The organism is Streptomyces tricolor (genome assembly GCF_002155905.1).
Taxonomy (GTDB): domain Bacteria; phylum Actinomycetota; class Actinomycetes; order Streptomycetales; family Streptomycetaceae; genus Streptomyces; species Streptomyces tricolor.
In genome coordinates this window covers 20,260-36,832 of sequence record NZ_MUMF01000236.1, presented here as the reverse complement: position 1 = coordinate 36,832, position 16,573 = coordinate 20,260, and the positions used below count along the sequence as shown (strand labels likewise).

The following is a 16,573-nucleotide window of genomic DNA, read 5'->3' as shown; positions in this document are numbered from 1 at the left end:
CGGGGCTCCCCACATGGGCACGGAGAGCACGCTGCGGACGTGGGCGGGCAGGTCCCATACGACGGGTTCCCGTCCGGTGCCGGTGACGGCGATGACGTCGAAGTCGAGGTCGGGCATGCCCTGGACCAGCTGGTCGCACCAGACGCTGACGCCGCCGTGGCTGTGCGGGTAGGTGCCTTCGGTGAGCAGGGTGACGTGCGCCGCGCCGGAGCGGCGCGCGCCGTGCTGAACGGGCATCGAGGGGACTCCACGGCCGGGATGTGGGGTGGTCGTGCGGGTCCCGGCGGCCGGCGGACGGCCTGGGACCCGGGCCCGCCCCGCCCCGTAGGGGGAGCCGAGGGGGCGGGCCCTGAGGTCGGTGCGCCGTTCAGCTGTCCGGGGTGTACGGCACCTGCTCGGCCGCACCCGCCGGCACCCGGGTGCGCGGGGCCGGGCTGGTGGCCGCGGCGGCGGTGCCCGTGGTCGCGGCCGGTGCGGCGGCGGAGGACGGCAGGGTGTAGGTGAGCGCGGCGCCGTCGGAGGCGGTCCAGCCGGACACCGCGCCGGCGTAGGCGGAGCCGAAGGCGCTGCCGCCGAGGGTGGTGCCGGTGGGCAGGGTCGCGGGGACGGCGGTGCCGTCCGGTCCCTGCACGATGACGGTGCCGCCGATGCGGTAGGCGGTGACCCGGCCGTCGCGTACCGCGGTCTTCCAGGCGGCGCGCCGCTGGAGTTCGACGCCGATGTCCTTCATCCGCAGGTTGACCACCGGGGTGTCGTCGGCGAACAGGGCGTCGTAGCCGTTCAGGACGCCGTCGAGGACGGGGTAGGCGATGCGGTCCTCGGCGAGGTTGGACTGGTGGATGAAGTGCGGCTTGGGGTCGTTGGCGAGGACGTGCCCGAGGGCGATCCGGGTCTCCAGCGGCACGATGTGGTCGCCGTAGCCGGTGGCGGTGTCCAGCGGGGCGTCGAGGCAGGTGGTGGTTTCCGGGTTGTCCTCGCAGATGCCGCTGCCGCCCTGGGCGCGGCTGGTGTAGAGCCAGTTGTACTCGTCGACCTGCTCGGCGGCCCTGCCCGCGTTGTAGAAGATGTTCATCGGGTAGCGGGAGACCGTGGTGGCGGGGCCGATCCGGCGCTGTTCGGGGTCGCGGGAGTTGTCCGAGGCGAGCCAGGCGATGCCGTTGTCGGCGAGGGCGAGCGCGAGGTTGGGGTTGTCCGCGGGCTGCTGCGGCAGGATCTTCAGCCCGGAGTGCTCGCCGGTGACCAACTCGTCGTCGTGCAGCGGGAGTCCGGCGAGCCGGCCCCAGACGCGGTTGGTGGCGATCTCGTGGTCGAGGGTGGTGCGGCTGACCCATTTGGTGCTGCCGTCGGCGTGGGTGGCGCAGGTCCACGGCACGACGGTGACGTTCTGCTCGCAGCCCAGGTAGGCGTGCGTGTAGGTGTGGTTGATCCAGCGGAACTGGTTCCGGTCGGCGATCAGCTTGTCGGCGAGCAGGTCGACGCCGTTGTTGTCCTCGCGCTGGTCGACGCTGCCGGCGCCGTTGTAGACGAGGTCGAGGGTGAAGCGGTGGCTGTTCTGCCAGGCGGTGGCGTGGTCGACGTCCGCCGGGGTCATCCGGATCGGGCTGGGCGTGCCCGCGTCGCCCGTGCAGTCGACGTCGCCGGGCGTGCAGTTGAGCCGGGTGTCCCAGCGGTCGTCGGCGGCGAACACGTCGTCCACGTGGACGGCGAAGTAGTTGCGCGCGGCGCCGAGGTGCACGCCGCCGGTCATCCACTCCACGATGCCGCGGGCCAGCAGCCGGAACTGCTGCTGGTACTGGTTGTAGACGAAGGTGACGACGAGTTCGCGCCGCCCGTCGTGCCGGTACTCGCCGACCAGGGAGCCCTGTCTGGCGGTGCCGGGGACGGGGGCCTGGACGTACGGGGTGAAGTCGGCGCCCGGGGCGGGCGTCGACAGGTAGGCGTAACTCTCGCCGACGGTAGGCGAGTTGTCCTCGAAGGGCACCGGGCCGTCGAGGTAGCCGAAGGCGCCTGCCCTGCCGGCCGCGGTGACCTGGGCGCGCACGCCGTCGATGCTGCCCGAGTAGCCGCCGAGGGTGGGCACCTGGAGTCCGGCCTGGGGGCGGGCGTAGGTGTAGGCGTCGACCTGCGGGATCGCGTACGTCTTCTCGTAGGCGGCGAGCGCGGCCATCTCGGTGGAACCGGCCGCGAACGGGTTGTCGTTCGGCAGGACGACGGCCTGGAACTTGGCCCGCGGCCGGCCGTCGACGGTGTCGGCGAGGAAGCCGGCGTCGATGGCGGGCCGGCCGGAGTCGGTGAGGTCGACCTCGGTGTACGGGGTTCCGGCGGTCGCGAGTTCGGCGGCGATGGCGTCGGTGGCCGGGCCGCCGTCGCTCACCACCAGGACTCTGAGGTCGACGCGCGGTGCGCCGGTGTCGGCCTCGGCCGGGCCGGCCTGGAGGCCGAGCGCGGCGAGCAGCGCGCCCACCGTCAGCGCGGTGGTGCGTATGGTCCGCTTCATGCGGTGAAGTCCCCTCCCCGGGCAGGGGTGAGCACGGCTCCCACGGAGCGGACGCACCCCCTCGCGCGACGCCGGCGTCCCCCTCAGAAGCCGGTCGTCGACGCATCCGTCGCGTCACATGGTGATGTCTCTGTGGAGCTTTTGTGGTCGAGTTACGAAACCTGACGGAAAAGTGCAGGTGTCGCAGCACACATCGGGCAACCCGACGGGCCGTTTTCCCGTCCTCGCCGCGTGGGGGTCGCGGCGCGGGCGGCGGCTGCGCCCTGCTGGTCCGGCCGGGGTACGGCGCACCGGCGGACCGGGGGCGGTCCGCCGGGCGAGGTGCCGTGGTCCGTTTCGCGCGGGGCGTACGACCGGCGGCCGAATCCGGTCACGCGTGCACGGAACCGGGGAGTCCGTCAGGCGCAGAGCACGCGGGTCTCGGGCGTGTAGACGGGGCCGCCGCTGGTGTGGGTGCTGTCGCTGAACTCGGCGTAGTAGTACGAGTAGAAGCCGATGTTGCCGTTGCAGCCGGAGTCGGCGGCGACCTGGAGGGACAGCGTGACGGTGCGGCTCTGGCCGGGCGGGATGGTGGCGCCGTAGTTGCCGCCGAGGTTGCTCGGTCCGGTGCCGGAACAGGGGGTGCTGCCGCTCGCCGTGGCCAGGCTGCACCCGGTGAAGCTGTACTTCAGGTCGGGGCGCTGGGTGGTCAGCCAGGTGGGGTCGATGGTCTGGTACACGAACCAGATGTCGTAGGTCTTGTTGTTGGTGATCGTCATCGACAGGTTCACCGTGCCGCCGGGGGTGGTGGTCGCGGAGTCGGTGGCGAAGGTGAGGCCGGCCGGCGCGGGGTCGGCGCTCGCGCTCGGGGCGAGGCCGAAGACGGCGAGCAGGAGGGAGAGGACGGCGGTGAGACCGAGGCGTCTCGGCAGAGGTGATCGCATGGCCCGGGAGGCTAGGCACGCCCTCGGCGCGGCGTCTGCCCCACCGCACGGGACGCGGACCCGGATCGGCCGAAAGTAATCGCTTTGTGAAGAAGCTGCGGTGATCCCGTGACGGCTCCTCGCGCGCCGCATCCATGCACGCCGGAGACGGGTCACGCGAGGGGGCGGTGAGGCGTGCCGGACGGTGGGGGCGCGAGGCGGTATTGGCGCGGACGAGACGTCCCGCCGACGGCGGAATGAGTGCCACCGGTTGTGCCGGGGGCTCGTTCTCGGCCACATCGCGGTTTCCGGCCGGGGCTCGCGGGTGCCCGCCGGCCCCGGAGGAAGCCCGGGCCGGTGACGGTCATGAGCCGGCCGCGCTCGCCTGCGGGCTCCGGTCCCGGCCCCGCGCGCCCTGGCCCCGGGCCGGACGACCGAGGACGCCCGGCACCCCGCGGAGGCGTCGCCACCCGGGGCGAGGCGGGCGCCCGGGGGTGAGGCGGGCGCCCGGGGAAGGTCCCGGCCGTCGACGGGTCCGACCACCAAGACGCGCGCCCGGTGGGCGTCTTCAGCGCTCTCGGCGCGGGAACCGTCCGCCGGCGACCTCCGCGACCCCGCCCCGGGCACCGCCGGCCAGGCCGTCTCGTACCCCCCTCCGCGCGGCGCCGCCTCCGCCCGGCCGGCCCTCCGGGAGGGTGACCGGGCCGGACGGAAGCCGGGAGGGGCGGCGTCGGGTAGGTGCGGTCAGCCCGCGTGTGCCCTCTCGAAGGCGGCGAAGGCGGCCTCCTGGCGCCATTCGAGGCGGGCCTTGGTGCTCTCCGTGAGCAGGTGCCGGCAGGCCGCGGCGCGCACGGGCAGGCCGGGATGTTCGCCCCGGCAGGCCGGGACCCGCTGGTAGCCCTTGGCGGTGGGGTTGCCCTGCCACAGGCTCGTGCCGGGCAGGAAGCCGTACTCCAGGGAGGCGCGGGCCAGGTCCTTCAGCTCCGGGTAGCGCAGGCCGTAGGTGGCGGCCGCGTACTGGTACTCGTGGCTGATGTCGATCCGGGAGACCCCGGGGTCGTCCGTGGCGAGGACGATCGGAACGCCGTAACGGCGGTAGGTGCTGAAGGGGTGGTCGGCTCCCTTGACACCGAGGATCTGGGCGTTGCTGGAGAAGGGCACCTCCACGGCCACCTCGCGGTTCGCCATGGTACGGGCGGTGCGCTGCCAGTGGTCCTCGTGGACGAGGTCGACGCCGTGCCCGACGCGCTCGGTCCGGGCGACGTCCACGGCCTCCCGGATGTGGAACTCCAGGTCCTCGGGCTTGACCAGTCCGGGCCACAACTCGCCCGCGTGCAGGGTGACATGGGCCTTCGGGTACTGGGTGCGCAGGTAACCGACCATGCGCATCTGCAGGCTGTAGTCGCGCAGGGAGCTGTCCCAGTCCTCGGGCTGGACGAGGTTGACGGCGACGAACCGCGGGTCGGCCTCGGCCAGCCGCATGCCGAGAGCCAGCTGGGTGAAGACCCGCTCCGGCGCGCTGCTGCGGGAGGCCTGGGAGATCCAGCGGACGGTGAGGCCGCAGCCGGGCCGGGCCTGCGGGGTGCCGCAGCGCCCGGCGGCGCGGAACTCGGCGTCGCCGTCGTCGGCCTCCTCGCGGGCCTCGGCGACCAGCCGGTCCAGCTTGCCGCCCGCGACCAGCTTGCGGTGCAGCGCGGCGAGGTCGTCGTCCCAGCCCACCTCGGCGGCGAGCTGCTTCGCGCCGTCGGAGGCGGGGGTGACCATCGTCTCCAGGTAGAACTGGTTGTTGTGTACGACGGTGTCGGCGACCTCGGCGAGCAGCGTGCCCCGGTGCCGCCAGGTGACCTCGCCGAATCTGCCGAAGGTGTCGAAGAAGTGGTCGTGGCCGTTCCCGCCGGGCGGGAAGTCCTCCATGGACCAGGCGCGGACCAGGGCGTCGTGGAACGCGCGGTCGGTGCGCGCGTCGGCGGCGGGCCGCTTGCCCGGGCCGCAGGGCGGGGCGACCGCCGTCAGGGTCGCGGTGTCGATGCACAGCCCGTCCTCGGCGGCCAGCTCGATCAGGTACTCCGTGGGCACCGCGCCGGAGAGGTGGTTGTGCAGGTCTCCGCCCTTGGGGAGCTGCCGGAAGAACGCGCGCAGGGCCTCGGGGCGGTCGCGCAGGGCGCGGAGACGGGCGTCCGTGCGCGCCTCCGCCTCCGTGACCTGCCGGGGCGGCGGCGCGGCGGGCCGGTGCTCGCGCTGCGCCGGCTGGGCGGCGGCGGGCAGGGCGGACAGCAGGGACAGGACGCTGAGGGTGCCGAGCGCGGCCGGAACGACCCGGCGGCGCAGGGCACTTCGAGGGTGCAGACTCACACGGGCATGATCACGGAAGGAGCACGGCGGCAGGCTCCGATACGGCGGACACCGGCCGGAGAGCACCCGACCGGGTGACTCCCGTGCCCCGCCGCCGGGTACGTGCGGGTCAGGACGGCGATGAGGTGAGCTGCTCGCAGATCAGCCTGTGCGTGAGCCGCGCCGTCGCGAGCAGGTCCGCCCGATCCGCGCCCAGACCGACGCGCACCGACAGGCCGTGCACGACGGACTGGACGACGCCGGTCAGGGCCGCTGCGTCGGTCCCGGCGGCGAGTTCCCCGTCCTGGACGGCCTGCTCGACGCGTGCGCGGAGCGCGCGTTCGTTCCAGCCGTGCAGCTCGGCGTAGTACGCGCTGGTGTCGAGCGTGCTCGTGCTGTCGGTCATCGCGGCGCTGCTGAGAAGGCAGCCCGGATGTGCGTCACTCGGCCGGGTGAACTCTTCGACCGAGTCGACGAGGACGCGTTCGACGACGGTCCGGAGGTCCTTCTCCGCGACGGCCTGCCGGTAGATCTCCCGGTACCGCTCGGCGTAGGTCCGCACCGCCTCCTCGAACAGCCCGGCCTTGCTGCCGAAGGCCGCGTAGAGGCTGGAGGTGGACAGGCCGAGGGCCGCGGTGAGGGCGCGGGTCGACGTCCCCGAGTAGCCGTAGCGCCAGAAGAGGCGGGCGGCGTCGAGGATCGCGCGGTCACGGTCGAAGGCGCGTGGTCGTCCACGGGTGGGTCGGGTCACCCTTGCATTGTAGAGCGTTTGCTTCATAATCACTTTATGGAGCAAACGATCCAGAAGAAGCTGCCGGTCGGTGACCACAGTTGGGTGACGGCCGATGTGTACGGCGACCCGGACGCCCCGGGCCTCGTCATCCTCCCGGGCGCGATGAGCGACGCACACGCGTGGCGTCACGTCGCGACGGCCATCGGCGCCTGGCCGTCGGTGACGGTCGTCAACCGCCGGGGCCGTACCCCTTCGGGGCCGTTGACCGGCTCCTACTCCCTGCGGGCGGAGGTCGAGGACCTCGGTGTGGTCCTGGACGAGTTCTCCGGCACGCGGGCGCTGTTCGGCTGGAGCTACGGCGGCCTGATCGCCCTGCTGGCCGCCGACGCACGCCCCCTGCCCCAGGTGATCGCCTACGAGCCCGTGATACGGCCGTTCGGCCGCCACGCACTGCCGGACCTGAAGGCCGCCCACGAGGCGGCGGACTGGGACGCCACCGTCGAGATCGTGAACCGGCGGATCGCCGGCCTCGGCGCCGCGCACGTCGAGGCCCTGCGGGCGGACCGCCGGGCATGGGCGGCCCTGCGGCGCCTGAGCAGGCCGGCCCACGCGGAACTCGCCGCACTGAACGCGGCGCCGCCCCCGCACGCGCTGGCCCGCCGGGCGGCCCGCGTCGACCTCATCATCGGCCGCCACAATCACGGGACCGCCCCCTACGGAACGTCGTTCGACGACGTCCGGCAGCTCATCCCCCGGGCCGAGGTCCACGTACTCCCCGGCCAGGGCCACATGGCGCACCTCCAGGGACCGGCCGAACTCGGCCGCCTGCTCGACCAACTCGTCACCACCCGCTGAGCGCCGGCGCCGCACGCCACGGCTCCTCCGCCGGCCGCACCCCGCGTCCCGGACATCCGGATCTTGGGCATGCGCGGCGACCGGGCGGGTATCCGGGCTGCGACTTCGTACATCGGCGAACAACCAAGGAGGCAGCGCGCATGCTCATGGCACACCCCGCGGTACTACGGGATCTCATCGCCCAGTACGAGGCGCTCACCATGCTCGGGGCGGAGGAGAGCACACCGCAGGCCCGGCAGCGGCTCGCGGACATCGCCTACACGCTGTGCGTGGCCACCGGGACCCGGGACGTCGACATGGCGCTGATCGCTGCCCGCCACCGCCTCTCGGGGGCGCGACCGGAGGACGACTCGCTGCTCCAGGCGTCGGCTCCGGCGGAGCAGTCGTCCGGAGTCTGAACCCGCCCGGCCCCTGCGGGCGTTGCCCCTTCCCTCCCCCTGAACTCGTTGCCTCCCGCTGCTGGTCGGCGCGACCTGCCGGACGGTATACAGGCCCCGTCGCCCGCGCGAGGGCCGCGCGGACTCAGGGGGAGGATCCATGGCGCACGACACGCGTCCGGCGGGCGGGGCGAGGGGCCGGCGGCGGTCCGCCGTACTGGGGGCGGCGCTGAGCGGCTGCGCCCTGATCGCCGCCGCAACGCCACCGGCCGCGGCGCACCCCGGCGCGCCCGGCGGCCCGGGCCGTACGACCGCCTATGCGGCGCTCGGCGACTCCTACACCTCAGGCCCCGGCATCCCGACACAGGTGGACGCCGCCTGCGGGCGCTCGGACCGCAACTACCCCTCGCTCGTGGCCGCCCGACGGCAGCCGGCCGTGTTCACGGACGTGAGCTGCGGCGGGGCCACGACCGCGCAGATGTGGCAGGCACAGGGCGCGAACCCGCCCCAGCTCGACGCCCTGGACCGGCACACCGACCTGGTGACGGTGCAGATCGGCGGCAACGACATCGGCTTCGGCACCATCATCGACACCTGCGCCCGCCTCGCCGCCCAGGACCCGGCGGGCAACCCCTGCCAGCGCTCGTACCAGGCGTCCGGCCACGACCGGCTGGCCGTCGCCATCGCGCGGACCGCGCCGAAGGTCGGCCGGGTGCTGCGGGCCGTGCGCGCCCGGGCGCCGCACGCCCGGGTGGTGGTGGTCGGCTACCCGGCCCTGCTGCCCGACGACGGCACCGGCTGCTTCCCGCAGGTCCCGTTCGCCCGGGGCGACTTCCCCTATCTGCGGGACACCGGGAAGCGGCTGAACCTGATGCTGCGGCTGGTGGCCGGCCTGAACCGGGCCGAGTACGTGGACACCTACGGCCCCACGGTCGGCCACGACATGTGCAAGCCGCCCGCCGACCGCTGGATCGAGCCGCTGCGCCCGGCCTCGCCCGCCGCTCCGGCACATCCCAACGCCGAGGGAGAAGCGGCCATGGCGCGGGCCGTGCTGGCCCGGCTGGAGCGGGGGCCCGGACGGGGCTGAGCCGGGGCGGCCTCCGTGCCGGAAGCCGCCCGCGCGCTCCGGGGCGTGGGCTCCGCGCCGGTCAGCCGCCGAGCGCTCCCAGCACCACGGCCTGGGCCTCCTCCTGCACCCGGGCGAGGTGGTCCGCGCCGAGGAAGGACTCGGCGTACACCTTGTAGACGTCCTCGGTGCCCGAGGGCCGGGCGGCGAACCAGGCGTTCTCCGTGGTGACCTTGATGCCGCCGATCGCGGCGCCGTTGCCGGGCGCCTCGGTGAGGACCGCCGTGACCGCCTCCCCGGCCAGCGTGTCCGCGGTGACCTGCGCCGGGGACAACTTGCCGAGCAGCGCCTTCTGTTCGCGGCTCGCCGGCGCGTCGATGCGGGCGTAGGCGGGTGCGCCGAAGCGGGCGGTCAGCTCGGCGTAGTGCTCCGACGGGGTCTTGTCGGTGACGGCCGTGATCTCGGAGGCGAGCAGGGCGAGGATGATGCCGTCCTTGTCGGTGGTCCACACCGAGCCGTCCCGGCGCAGGAAGGAGGCGCCGGCCGACTCCTCGCCGCCGAACCCGAGATCGCCGCCGATCAGCCCGTCCACGAACCACTTGAACCCGACCGGCACCTCCACGAGCCGCCGGCCGAGGTCGGCGGCCACCCGGTCGATCATCGTGGAGGAGACGAGGGTCTTGCCGACGCCCGCGGCGGCGGGCCACTGCGCGCGGTGCCGGTAGAGGTAGGAGATGGCGACGGCGAGGTAGTGGTTGGGGTTCATCAGGCCCGCGTCGGGGGTGACGATGCCGTGCCGGTCGGCGTCGGCGTCGTTGCCGGTGGCGATGCGGAAGCGGTCGCGCTGCTCGATGAGCGAGGCCATCGCGTACGGCGAGGAGCAGTCCATGCGGATCTGGCCGTCCCAGTCCAGCGTCATGAACCGCCAGGTGGGGTCGGTGTGCGGGTTGACCACCGTCAGGTCGATGCGGTGCTGCTCGGCGATCCGGCCCCAGTAGGCGACGGAGGCCCCGCCGAGCGGGTCGGCGCCGATGCGGACGCCGGCCGCGCGGATCGCGTCGAGGTCCAGCACGCTCGGCAGGTCGTCGACGTAGGCGCCGAGGAAGTCGTGCCGCCGGGTGGTGTCCGCGGCGAGCGCGCGGGCGTACGGCAGCCGGCGGACGTCCTTCAGGCCGCCGGTGATGATCTGGTTGGCGCGGTCCTGGATCCAGGAGGTGGCGTCGGAGGCCGCCGGGCCGCCGCTCGGCGGGTTGTACTTGAAGCCGCCGTCGGCGGGCGGGTTGTGCGACGGGGTGACGACCACGCCGTCGGCGAGGCCGGCGGTGCGGCCCCGGTTGTGCGTCAGAATCGCGTGCGAGACGGCGGGCGTGGGCGTGTAGCCGTCGGCGCTGTCGATGAGGACGGTCACCCCGTTGGCGGCGAACACCTCCAGCGCGGTGGCCTTCGCGGGCTCGGACAGGGCGTGGGTGTCGGCGCCCAGGAACAGGGGGCCGTCGGTGCCCTGGGCGGCCCGGTACTCGCAGATGGCCTGGCTGGTGGCGGCGATGTGGTCCTCGTTGAAGGCGCTCGCCAGGGACGAACCGCGGTGCCCCGAGGTGCCGAACGCCACCCGCTGTCCCGGGTCGGCCGGGTCGGGGTGCAGCGTGTAGTACGCCGTGACCAGCCGGGCCACGTCGACAAGGTCCTCGGGACCGGCCGGCCGGCCGGCGCGCTCATGCGCCATGAGTCCGTTCCTCCGCATCAGGTCGGGTCGTTCGCTCACCGCCCATCTTTCCTCGTCAGGGCGGTGCCATGCGAGTGCGCCCCACCCGGCCGGACACACTTCCGGCAGGCCGCCGGGCCGCACTCCACGGTGCTCGGGGTGCGCGCCCGCCGGCCTGCCGCACGCCGCGTGGCGCGGGTCAGTCGAGGTGGTAGCCGTCCCCGTAGACCTTCCAGTCGAGCGGGGTGTTCAGGTCGAGGTTGCCCTTGCGCAGGAAGACCCGCTGCGCGGTGTCGACGCGGCTGGTGTCGCTGTGCGCCTCCTCCTGCTTCATGGCCCACACCCGGGCGTCCAGGAAGGCGTTGAGGTACGTCGTCTCGTTGCCGCCCTGGGCCGGCGGCTTGGCGCTGCGCAGGGCGCGCTTGCGGATGTTGCGGAAGCTGGTCGGGTCGTCGCCGTCGCCGTGCATGACGATGGCGTCGTAGTAGATGAACTGGCCCAGCGCGCGCAGGCCGTCCTTCTTGCCCTGGGCTACCGCCGGATCGAAGTAGACGCGGTCGCGTTCGTCGTTCTGGGCCTGCTGGAACACGGTGTCCTGGGCGGCCTTGCGCCAGTCCCTGGGGTAGTCGGGGTCGAGGCCCTGGTGCGAGTCGGTGCCGTTGACCCTGCGCAGGGCGGGCAGGTAGGCGGCGAGGACGTTGCCGGGCCTGCGGTCGGCGTAGAGCTGGACGAGGTCGAGCATGTCGCCGGTGCCGGAGCAGAAGCCGATGATGCCGGCGGTGTAGCCGCGGCCGTCGCCGATGTCCTCGATGTACTTGTACTGGGCCTTCCAGTCGAGCGAGGAGTTCTCCGCGCTCGACACCAGCTTCATGGCGATCTCCTTCTTCGCCGGGTCGTCCAGGCCGGGCGCGGCGGCCGAGGCCGGGGCGGCCGGGGAGAGGCCGAGCAGAGCGCCGGAGGCGACGGCGCCGAGCGCGGCGACGACGGTCCGGCGGGAGAGGCGGTCTTCGTGCACCACAGGGCCTCCAAAAGGGAGTGGGGGGTGGCGGGTCGGTCCTGTCGAGTACCGATAGGAAAGTTTCCTATCAAAGGCCGCCACGACCGGTAACCCGGCCGGCGAGAAGTTCGTAGGATCGGACAACCGCCACGCCCCGCCCCCGGCTCAGTCGCGCCGCGCCCTCTCCCGCTCCTGGGTGAAGGCGTACAACTCCTTCGACGTGGTGAGGAGTTCGCTCAGCTCCTCGCGCGAACCGACCATCGGCTGCGAGCCCTTGAGCGGGACCTGGGCGCTCTCGGGCAGGAAGCGGACGGTGAGCAGGCCGATGACGCCGGCCAGCATGAGGTAGTACGCGGGCATCAGGTCGTCGCCGGTGAGGTCGACCAGGGCGGCGGTGACCAGCGGGGTGGTCCCCCCGAACGCGGCGACGGCGACGTTGAAGCCGATGCCCATGGCGGCGTAGCGGACGGCGGTCGGGAACAGGGCGGGCAGGGTTGCCGCGCTGGGTGCGGCGAAGCAGGCCAGCAGCGTGGCCAGGAGCAGCACCCCGAGGATCGGCGGCCAGGTGCCGTGCGCCTTGATCAGCAGGAAGGCCGGCACGGCGAGCACGATCATCGCGGCGGCCGCGACGGCGTAGAGCGGCCGTCGGCCGACCCGGTCGCTGAGCCGACCGAGGAAGGTGATCAGGACGACGATCCACACCATGCCGACGAGCACCAGCAGGTCCGCGGAGCCGCTGGAACGGTGCAGGGTCTCGGTCTGATAGGTCGGCAGATAGCCGGTGACCATGTAGTTGGTGACGTTGTACAGCAGCACCAGGCCCATGCAGACGAGCAGGGGCCGCCAGTGGTTGCGGACGATGTCCTTGAACTCGCTGCCCGCCGACTCCTGTGCCAGCGCCTTCTCGTGGTCGTCCAGTTGCTGCTGGAAGGCCGGGGACTCCTCCAGCTTCAGCCGCATGTACAGGCCGATCACGCCCAGCGGTCCGGCGATCAGGAACGGCACGCGCCAGCCCCAGGAGAGCATCTGGTCCTCCGTCAGGGCCAGGTTCAGCGCGGTGACCAGGGCCGAGCCGAGGGCGTAACCGACGAAGGTGCCGAAGTCCAGCCAGCTGGAGAGGAATCCGCGCCGGCGGTCCGGGGAGTACTCGGCGACGAAGGTGGTCGCCCCGCCGTACTCGCCGCCGGTGGAGAAGCCCTGCACCATGCGGGCCAGCAGGAGCAGGACGGGCGCGGCGATGCCGATGGTCGCGTAGCCGGGGATGACGCCGATGGCGAAGGTGCCCGCCGCCATCATGATCATGGTGGTGGCGAGCACCTTCTGCCGGCCGATCCGGTCGCCGAGCGGCCCGAAGACCAGTCCGCCGAGGGGCCGTACGACGAAGGCGGCGGCGAAGGTGGCGAACGAGGAGATGACCTGGGCGGCGGGCGAGGCGCCCGGGAAGAACACCTTGCCGATGGTGGCGGCGAGGTAGCTGTAGACGCCGAAGTCGAACCACTCCATGCAGTTGCCGAGCGCGGATGCGCCCACGGCGCGCCGGAGCAGCGGTGGTTCGACGACCTGGACGTCGTCCGCGCGAAAGGCCCGCCGGTTGCGGCGCAGCCTGCGGGTCAACTCCTCCCGGACCTGGCGCGGCAGCCGCGCCACGGCCCCCGGCACCCGCGGCCTGCTCCGGGCCTGCTGTTCCCCTCCGGACATCGCACCGCTCACGGGCGCCTCCCTTTCTCGCTCCGTCGATCACCGCCTGCCCCTGTGGCCCGATTAAGAAACGGAACCGCTCAATCCCATCCGGGACGGCGGTTGGACTTGCGCGGCGCCAGGGAGCAGGGTGGACGGGCCCGTGCGCACACGCAGGGGCGACCCCTACGGCACCACCCGGAGAAGACCCGATGACGTACGTCGCGGACCCCGCTCGCTACGACGGCACCATGCGCTACCGGCGCACCGGCCGTTCCGGACTGGACCTGCCGGTCCTGTCCCTGGGCTACTGGCACAACTTCGGCGACGACCGCCCGTTCGAGACCCAGCGCGAGATCGCGCTGCGCGCCTTCGACCTCGGGATCACCCACCACGACCTGGCCAACAACTACGGCCCGCCGTACGGCGCGGCGGAGCGGAACTTCGGCCGGCTGCTGCGGACGGACCTGGCGCCGCACCGGGACGAGCTGGTGATCTCCACCAAGGCCGGCTGGGACATGTGGCCCGGCCCCTACGGGCAGGGCGGCGGCTCCCGCAAGTACCTGCTGGCCTCGCTGGACCAGTCGCTGCGCCGGATGGGCGTGGACTACGTGGACATCTTCTACTCCCACCGGCTGGACGCGAGCACGCCGCTGGAGGAGACCATGGGCGCGCTCGACACCGCCGTCCGCCAGGGCAAGGCGCTGTACGTCGGCATCTCCTCGTACGATGCCGAGCGCACCCGGCAGGCCGCCGCGATCCTGCGCGACCTCGGCACCCCGCTGCTGATCCACCAGCCGTCGTACAGCATGCTCAACCGCTGGATCGAGACCGAGGGCCTGCTGGACGCGGCGGAGGAGGAGGGCTTCGGGGTCATCGGCTTCACGGCGCTCGCCCAGGGCCTGCTCACCGGCCGTTACCTGGACGGCGTCCCGCAGGACTCGCGGGCCGCGCGGGGGACGTCCCTGGACGCCTCCTGGCTGACGGACGAGCTGCGGGACCGGCTGCGCGCCCTGAACGACATCGCGGCCCGGCGCGGGCAGACCCTGGCCCAGCTGGCGCTGGCCTGGGCGCTGCGGGACGAGCGGGTGACCTCCCTGGTGATCGGCGCCTCCCGGGTCGAGCAGCTGGAGCAGAACGTCGCGGCGCTGGAGAACCTCGCCTTCAGCGACGAGGAGCTGGCCGAGATCGACCGGTACGCGACCGAGGGCGGCGTGGACCTGTGGCGGGACGCCCGGCTGGGGCAGCTCAGCTAGCCGGGAGATTTGTGACGTACGTCACAGACGTAAGCAAAAAGTAGGACATAATGGGAGCAGCCGGACATCGTGGTCGGGCTTCCCCTCGCGACCCCTCCGCACGTCAAGGAGCCGCTCACCGCATGGCCTACGGAGCCCACCGCAGCCACCTCGTGCCTCCCCACCCCGACCTGGGGCTCGCCCGCGACTGCGAGCAGTGCCTCGGCTGGGGGACCCTCGTCACCCGCGACGGTGACCACGAGCTGTGCCACATGTGCCAGCCCGATCCCGTCGACGGCGAGGGCACCGCGGCCTCCGGCTCATAGCGTTTCCGCCCCCCTGCCCACCGGGCGCCCTCCCTCGGACGATCAACGCCGGGATAGGGTTCGGATAAAGGTTTCACCAAGAAACGATCCAGCCGGGCAGGGGGGCCGCCATGAGCGCCGCACGCACCAGCAGGACGCCGTTGCCGGGCATCGGCGTCCGGTACGACCTGACCACACGCGAGCACCGCCACCTGTCGGTGGTGGCCCACCGGGACGGCTCGCGCACGCTGAGCGCCTACCGGCGCGACGATCCGGACGCCTGCGCACTGTCGGTCCACCTCACCGGACAGGAGGCGGAGGCCCTGGTGGACGCCCTGACGCCGACCCATCACAGCCCCACCCTGCTGTCCACGACGGAGCTGGGCCTGGTGGCCGAGCGGATCGAGCTGTCCGGCACCTCGCACTGGAACGGACGGCTGCTCGGCGACACCCGGATGCGCACCGAGACCGGCGTGTCGATCGTGGCCGTCCTGCGCCGCGCCGAGGCGATCCCCTCCCCCGGCCCCGGTTTCCGGCTGGCCGGCGGGGACACGCTGATCGTCATCGGCACCCGCGAGGGCGTCGACGCCGCCGCCGCGATACTCGGGCGGGAGTGATCGGGATGCACTCCTCCGCGGTCTTCCTGATCGAGTTCGGCGCGATCATCCTGGGCCTCGGGCTGCTCGGCCGGCTCGCGGCCCGGCTGCGTTTCTCACCCATCCCGCTCTATCTGCTGGCCGGCCTGGCCTTCGGCGAGGGCGGGCTGCTGCCGCTCGGCACCAGCGAGGGGTTCGTGGCCATCGGCGCCGAGATCGGCGTCGTCCTGCTGCTGCTCATGCTGGGCCTCGAATACACCGCCGGCGATCTGGTCTCCAACCTGAAGACCCAGTACCCGGCCGGAATCGTCGACGCCACCCTCAACGCCCTGCCCGGCGCCGCCATGGCCCTGCTGCTGGGCTGGGGCCCGATCGCCGCCGTCGTCCTGGCCGGCATCACCTGGATCTCCTCCTCCGGCGTCATCGCCAAGGTCCTCGGCGATCTGGGCCGGATCGGCAACCGGGAGACACCGGTGATCCTCAGCATCCTGGTGCTGGAGGACCTGTCCATGGCGGTCTACCTGCCCGTCGTCACGGCCCTGCTGGCCGGGACCGGCTTCGCCGCGGGCAGCGTCACGCTGGCCATCGCGCTCGGCGTGGCGGGCCTGGTCCTGCTGGTGGCGGTGCGCTACGGCCGGCACATCTCCCGGTTCGTCTCCACCGACGACCCCGAGAAGCTGCTGCTGGTGGTGCTCGGGCTGACGCTGGTGGTGGCCGGAGTCGCCCAGCAGCTCCAGGTCTCGGCGGCGGTCGGCGCGTTCCTGGTGGGCATCGCCCTGTCCGGGGAGGTCGCCGAGGGCGCCCACAATCTGCTCGCCCCGCTGCGGGACCTGTTCGCGGCGGTGTTCTTCGTCTTCTTCGGCCTGCACACCGATCCGGCGAGCATCCCCCCGGTGCTGCTGCCCGCGCTCGCCCTGGCCGTCGTCACCAGCCTCACGAAGATCGCGACCGGCTACTGGGCGGCACGCCGTGCCGGGATCTCGGCCAAGGGCCGGTGGCGGGCCGGCGGCACCCTCGTCGCCCGCGGCGAGTTCTCCATCGTCATCGCGGGGCTGGCCGTCACCTCCGGCATCGACTCCGACCTCGGCCCGCTGGCCACCGCCTATGTGCTGCTCCTGGTCGTGCTCGGCCCGCTGACCGCCCGGTACACCGAGCCGCTCGCCCTGCGGCTGACCGGCCGCCGCGTCCGGGGCGCGGCACCGGAGGCCGGGGCCGGCCCGGACGCCCTCGCACCGGACCAGGAGGCCTCGGTCGGCCGCCCCTGACCACCGCCGCCCGGCGGCGCCGACGTACCGTGCAG

Annotated in this window: 15 protein-coding genes; 7 read left to right on the top strand and 8 right to left on the bottom strand. The window is 73.0% G+C overall.

Features of this window, described 5'->3' with window-relative positions:
• The 5 genes from CCN44_RS17735 to CCN44_RS17715 all read right to left on the bottom strand — a co-directional run.
• Positions 1-237, bottom strand: a 237-nt coding sequence (locus CCN44_RS17735) for a DUF3492 domain-containing protein (RefSeq protein ID WP_143649826.1), incomplete at its 3' end; no start/stop codon positions are given.
• A 130-nt stretch (positions 238-367) separates the two neighbouring features.
• Positions 368-2,497, bottom strand: a complete 2,130-nt coding sequence (locus tag CCN44_RS17730; protein ID WP_086698202.1) for a hypothetical protein — start codon at positions 2,495-2,497, stop codon at positions 368-370.
• 398 nt (positions 2,498-2,895) lie between these two features.
• Positions 2,896-3,420, bottom strand: coding sequence for a hypothetical protein (locus CCN44_RS17725; RefSeq protein ID WP_086698201.1), 525 nt, complete (start codon positions 3,418-3,420; stop codon positions 2,896-2,898).
• 723 nt (positions 3,421-4,143) lie between these two features.
• Positions 4,144-5,751: an adenosine deaminase family protein gene (locus tag CCN44_RS17720; protein WP_086698200.1), complete on the bottom strand. Its 1,608-nt coding sequence runs from the start codon at positions 5,749-5,751 to the stop codon at positions 4,144-4,146.
• A gap of 109 nt (positions 5,752-5,860) precedes the next feature.
• Positions 5,861-6,481 carry a TetR/AcrR family transcriptional regulator gene (locus CCN44_RS17715; protein WP_086698199.1) on the bottom strand — a complete coding sequence of 207 codons (621 nt, stop codon included), beginning with the start codon at positions 6,479-6,481 and terminating at the stop codon, positions 5,861-5,863.
• A gap of 36 nt (positions 6,482-6,517) precedes the next feature.
• Between CCN44_RS17715 and CCN44_RS17710 the strand changes: the two genes are divergently transcribed.
• From CCN44_RS17710 to CCN44_RS17700, 3 genes are all read left to right on the top strand, one after another.
• Positions 6,518-7,318, top strand: a complete 801-nt coding sequence (locus CCN44_RS17710) for an alpha/beta fold hydrolase (RefSeq protein WP_086698198.1) — start codon at positions 6,518-6,520, stop codon at positions 7,316-7,318.
• 140 nt (positions 7,319-7,458) lie between these two features.
• Positions 7,459-7,716, top strand: a complete 258-nt coding sequence (locus CCN44_RS17705) for a DUF5133 domain-containing protein (RefSeq protein ID WP_059247246.1) — start codon at positions 7,459-7,461, stop codon at positions 7,714-7,716.
• Positions 7,717-7,855: 139 nt separating this feature from the next.
• Positions 7,856-8,782 carry an SGNH/GDSL hydrolase family protein gene (locus tag CCN44_RS17700; protein ID WP_086698197.1) on the top strand — a complete coding sequence of 309 codons (927 nt, stop codon included), beginning with the start codon at positions 7,856-7,858 and terminating at the stop codon, positions 8,780-8,782.
• Between the two features lie 61 nt (positions 8,783-8,843).
• Here the strand turns inward: CCN44_RS17700 and pgm are convergent, their stop codons facing one another.
• From pgm to proP, 3 genes are all read right to left on the bottom strand, one after another.
• Complete coding sequence (pgm, locus tag CCN44_RS17695) at positions 8,844-10,484, bottom strand: phosphoglucomutase (alpha-D-glucose-1,6-bisphosphate-dependent) (RefSeq protein WP_059247248.1); 1,641 nt, start codon at positions 10,482-10,484, stop codon at positions 8,844-8,846.
• Between the two features lie 178 nt (positions 10,485-10,662).
• On the bottom strand, positions 10,663-11,481 hold the full coding sequence (locus CCN44_RS17690) for a chitosanase (protein WP_059247249.1): 819 nt from the start codon (positions 11,479-11,481) through the stop codon (positions 10,663-10,665).
• 144 nt (positions 11,482-11,625) lie between these two features.
• Positions 11,626-13,158 (bottom strand): glycine betaine/L-proline transporter ProP, encoded by a 1,533-nt coding sequence (gene proP, locus CCN44_RS17685; RefSeq protein WP_059247250.1) that lies wholly within the window; start codon positions 13,156-13,158, stop codon positions 11,626-11,628.
• A gap of 191 nt (positions 13,159-13,349) precedes the next feature.
• On the opposite strand from proP, the gene mgrA reads away from it, so the two are divergent.
• The 4 genes from mgrA to CCN44_RS17665 all read left to right on the top strand — a co-directional run bounded on the left by mgrA (position 13,350) and on the right by CCN44_RS17665 (position 16,538).
• Positions 13,350-14,393, top strand: a complete 1,044-nt coding sequence (gene mgrA, locus CCN44_RS17680) for an L-glyceraldehyde 3-phosphate reductase (protein ID WP_086698196.1) — start codon at positions 13,350-13,352, stop codon at positions 14,391-14,393.
• Positions 14,394-14,515: 122 nt separating this feature from the next.
• Positions 14,516-14,698, top strand: a complete 183-nt coding sequence (locus CCN44_RS17675; protein ID WP_059247252.1) for a hypothetical protein — start codon at positions 14,516-14,518, stop codon at positions 14,696-14,698.
• Between the two features lie 110 nt (positions 14,699-14,808).
• Entirely contained in the window at positions 14,809-15,294 is a 486-nt protein-coding gene (locus tag CCN44_RS17670) for a cation:proton antiporter regulatory subunit (RefSeq protein WP_059247253.1), read from the top strand.
• A gap of 5 nt (positions 15,295-15,299) precedes the next feature.
• A complete protein-coding gene (locus CCN44_RS17665; protein WP_059247254.1) occupies positions 15,300-16,538 on the top strand; it encodes a cation:proton antiporter in 1,239 nt (412 codons plus the stop codon).
• Positions 16,539-16,573: the final 35 nt, after the last annotated feature.

Excerpts from the sequence above, each read along its gene's own strand:
- CCN44_RS17730 (WP_086698202.1), bottom strand. The coding sequence starts at position 2,497 with ATGAAGCGGACCATACGCACCACCGCGCTGACGGTGGGCGCGCTGCTC.
- CCN44_RS17725 (WP_086698201.1), bottom strand. The coding sequence starts at position 3,420 with ATGCGATCACCTCTGCCGAGACGCCTCGGTCTCACCGCCGTCCTCTCC.
- CCN44_RS17710 (WP_086698198.1), top strand. The coding sequence starts at position 6,518 with ATGGAGCAAACGATCCAGAAGAAGCTGCCGGTCGGTGACCACAGTTGG.
- CCN44_RS17705 (WP_059247246.1), top strand. The coding sequence starts at position 7,459 with ATGCTCATGGCACACCCCGCGGTACTACGGGATCTCATCGCCCAGTAC.
- CCN44_RS17700 (WP_086698197.1), top strand. The coding sequence starts at position 7,856 with ATGGCGCACGACACGCGTCCGGCGGGCGGGGCGAGGGGCCGGCGGCGG.
- pgm (WP_059247248.1), bottom strand. The coding sequence starts at position 10,484 with ATGGCGCATGAGCGCGCCGGCCGGCCGGCCGGTCCCGAGGACCTTGTC.
- proP (WP_059247250.1), bottom strand. The coding sequence starts at position 13,158 with ATGTCCGGAGGGGAACAGCAGGCCCGGAGCAGGCCGCGGGTGCCGGGG.
- mgrA (WP_086698196.1), top strand. The coding sequence starts at position 13,350 with ATGACGTACGTCGCGGACCCCGCTCGCTACGACGGCACCATGCGCTAC.
- CCN44_RS17675 (WP_059247252.1), top strand. The coding sequence starts at position 14,516 with ATGGCCTACGGAGCCCACCGCAGCCACCTCGTGCCTCCCCACCCCGAC.
- CCN44_RS17670 (WP_059247253.1), top strand. The coding sequence starts at position 14,809 with ATGAGCGCCGCACGCACCAGCAGGACGCCGTTGCCGGGCATCGGCGTC.
- CCN44_RS17665 (WP_059247254.1), top strand. The coding sequence starts at position 15,300 with ATGCACTCCTCCGCGGTCTTCCTGATCGAGTTCGGCGCGATCATCCTG.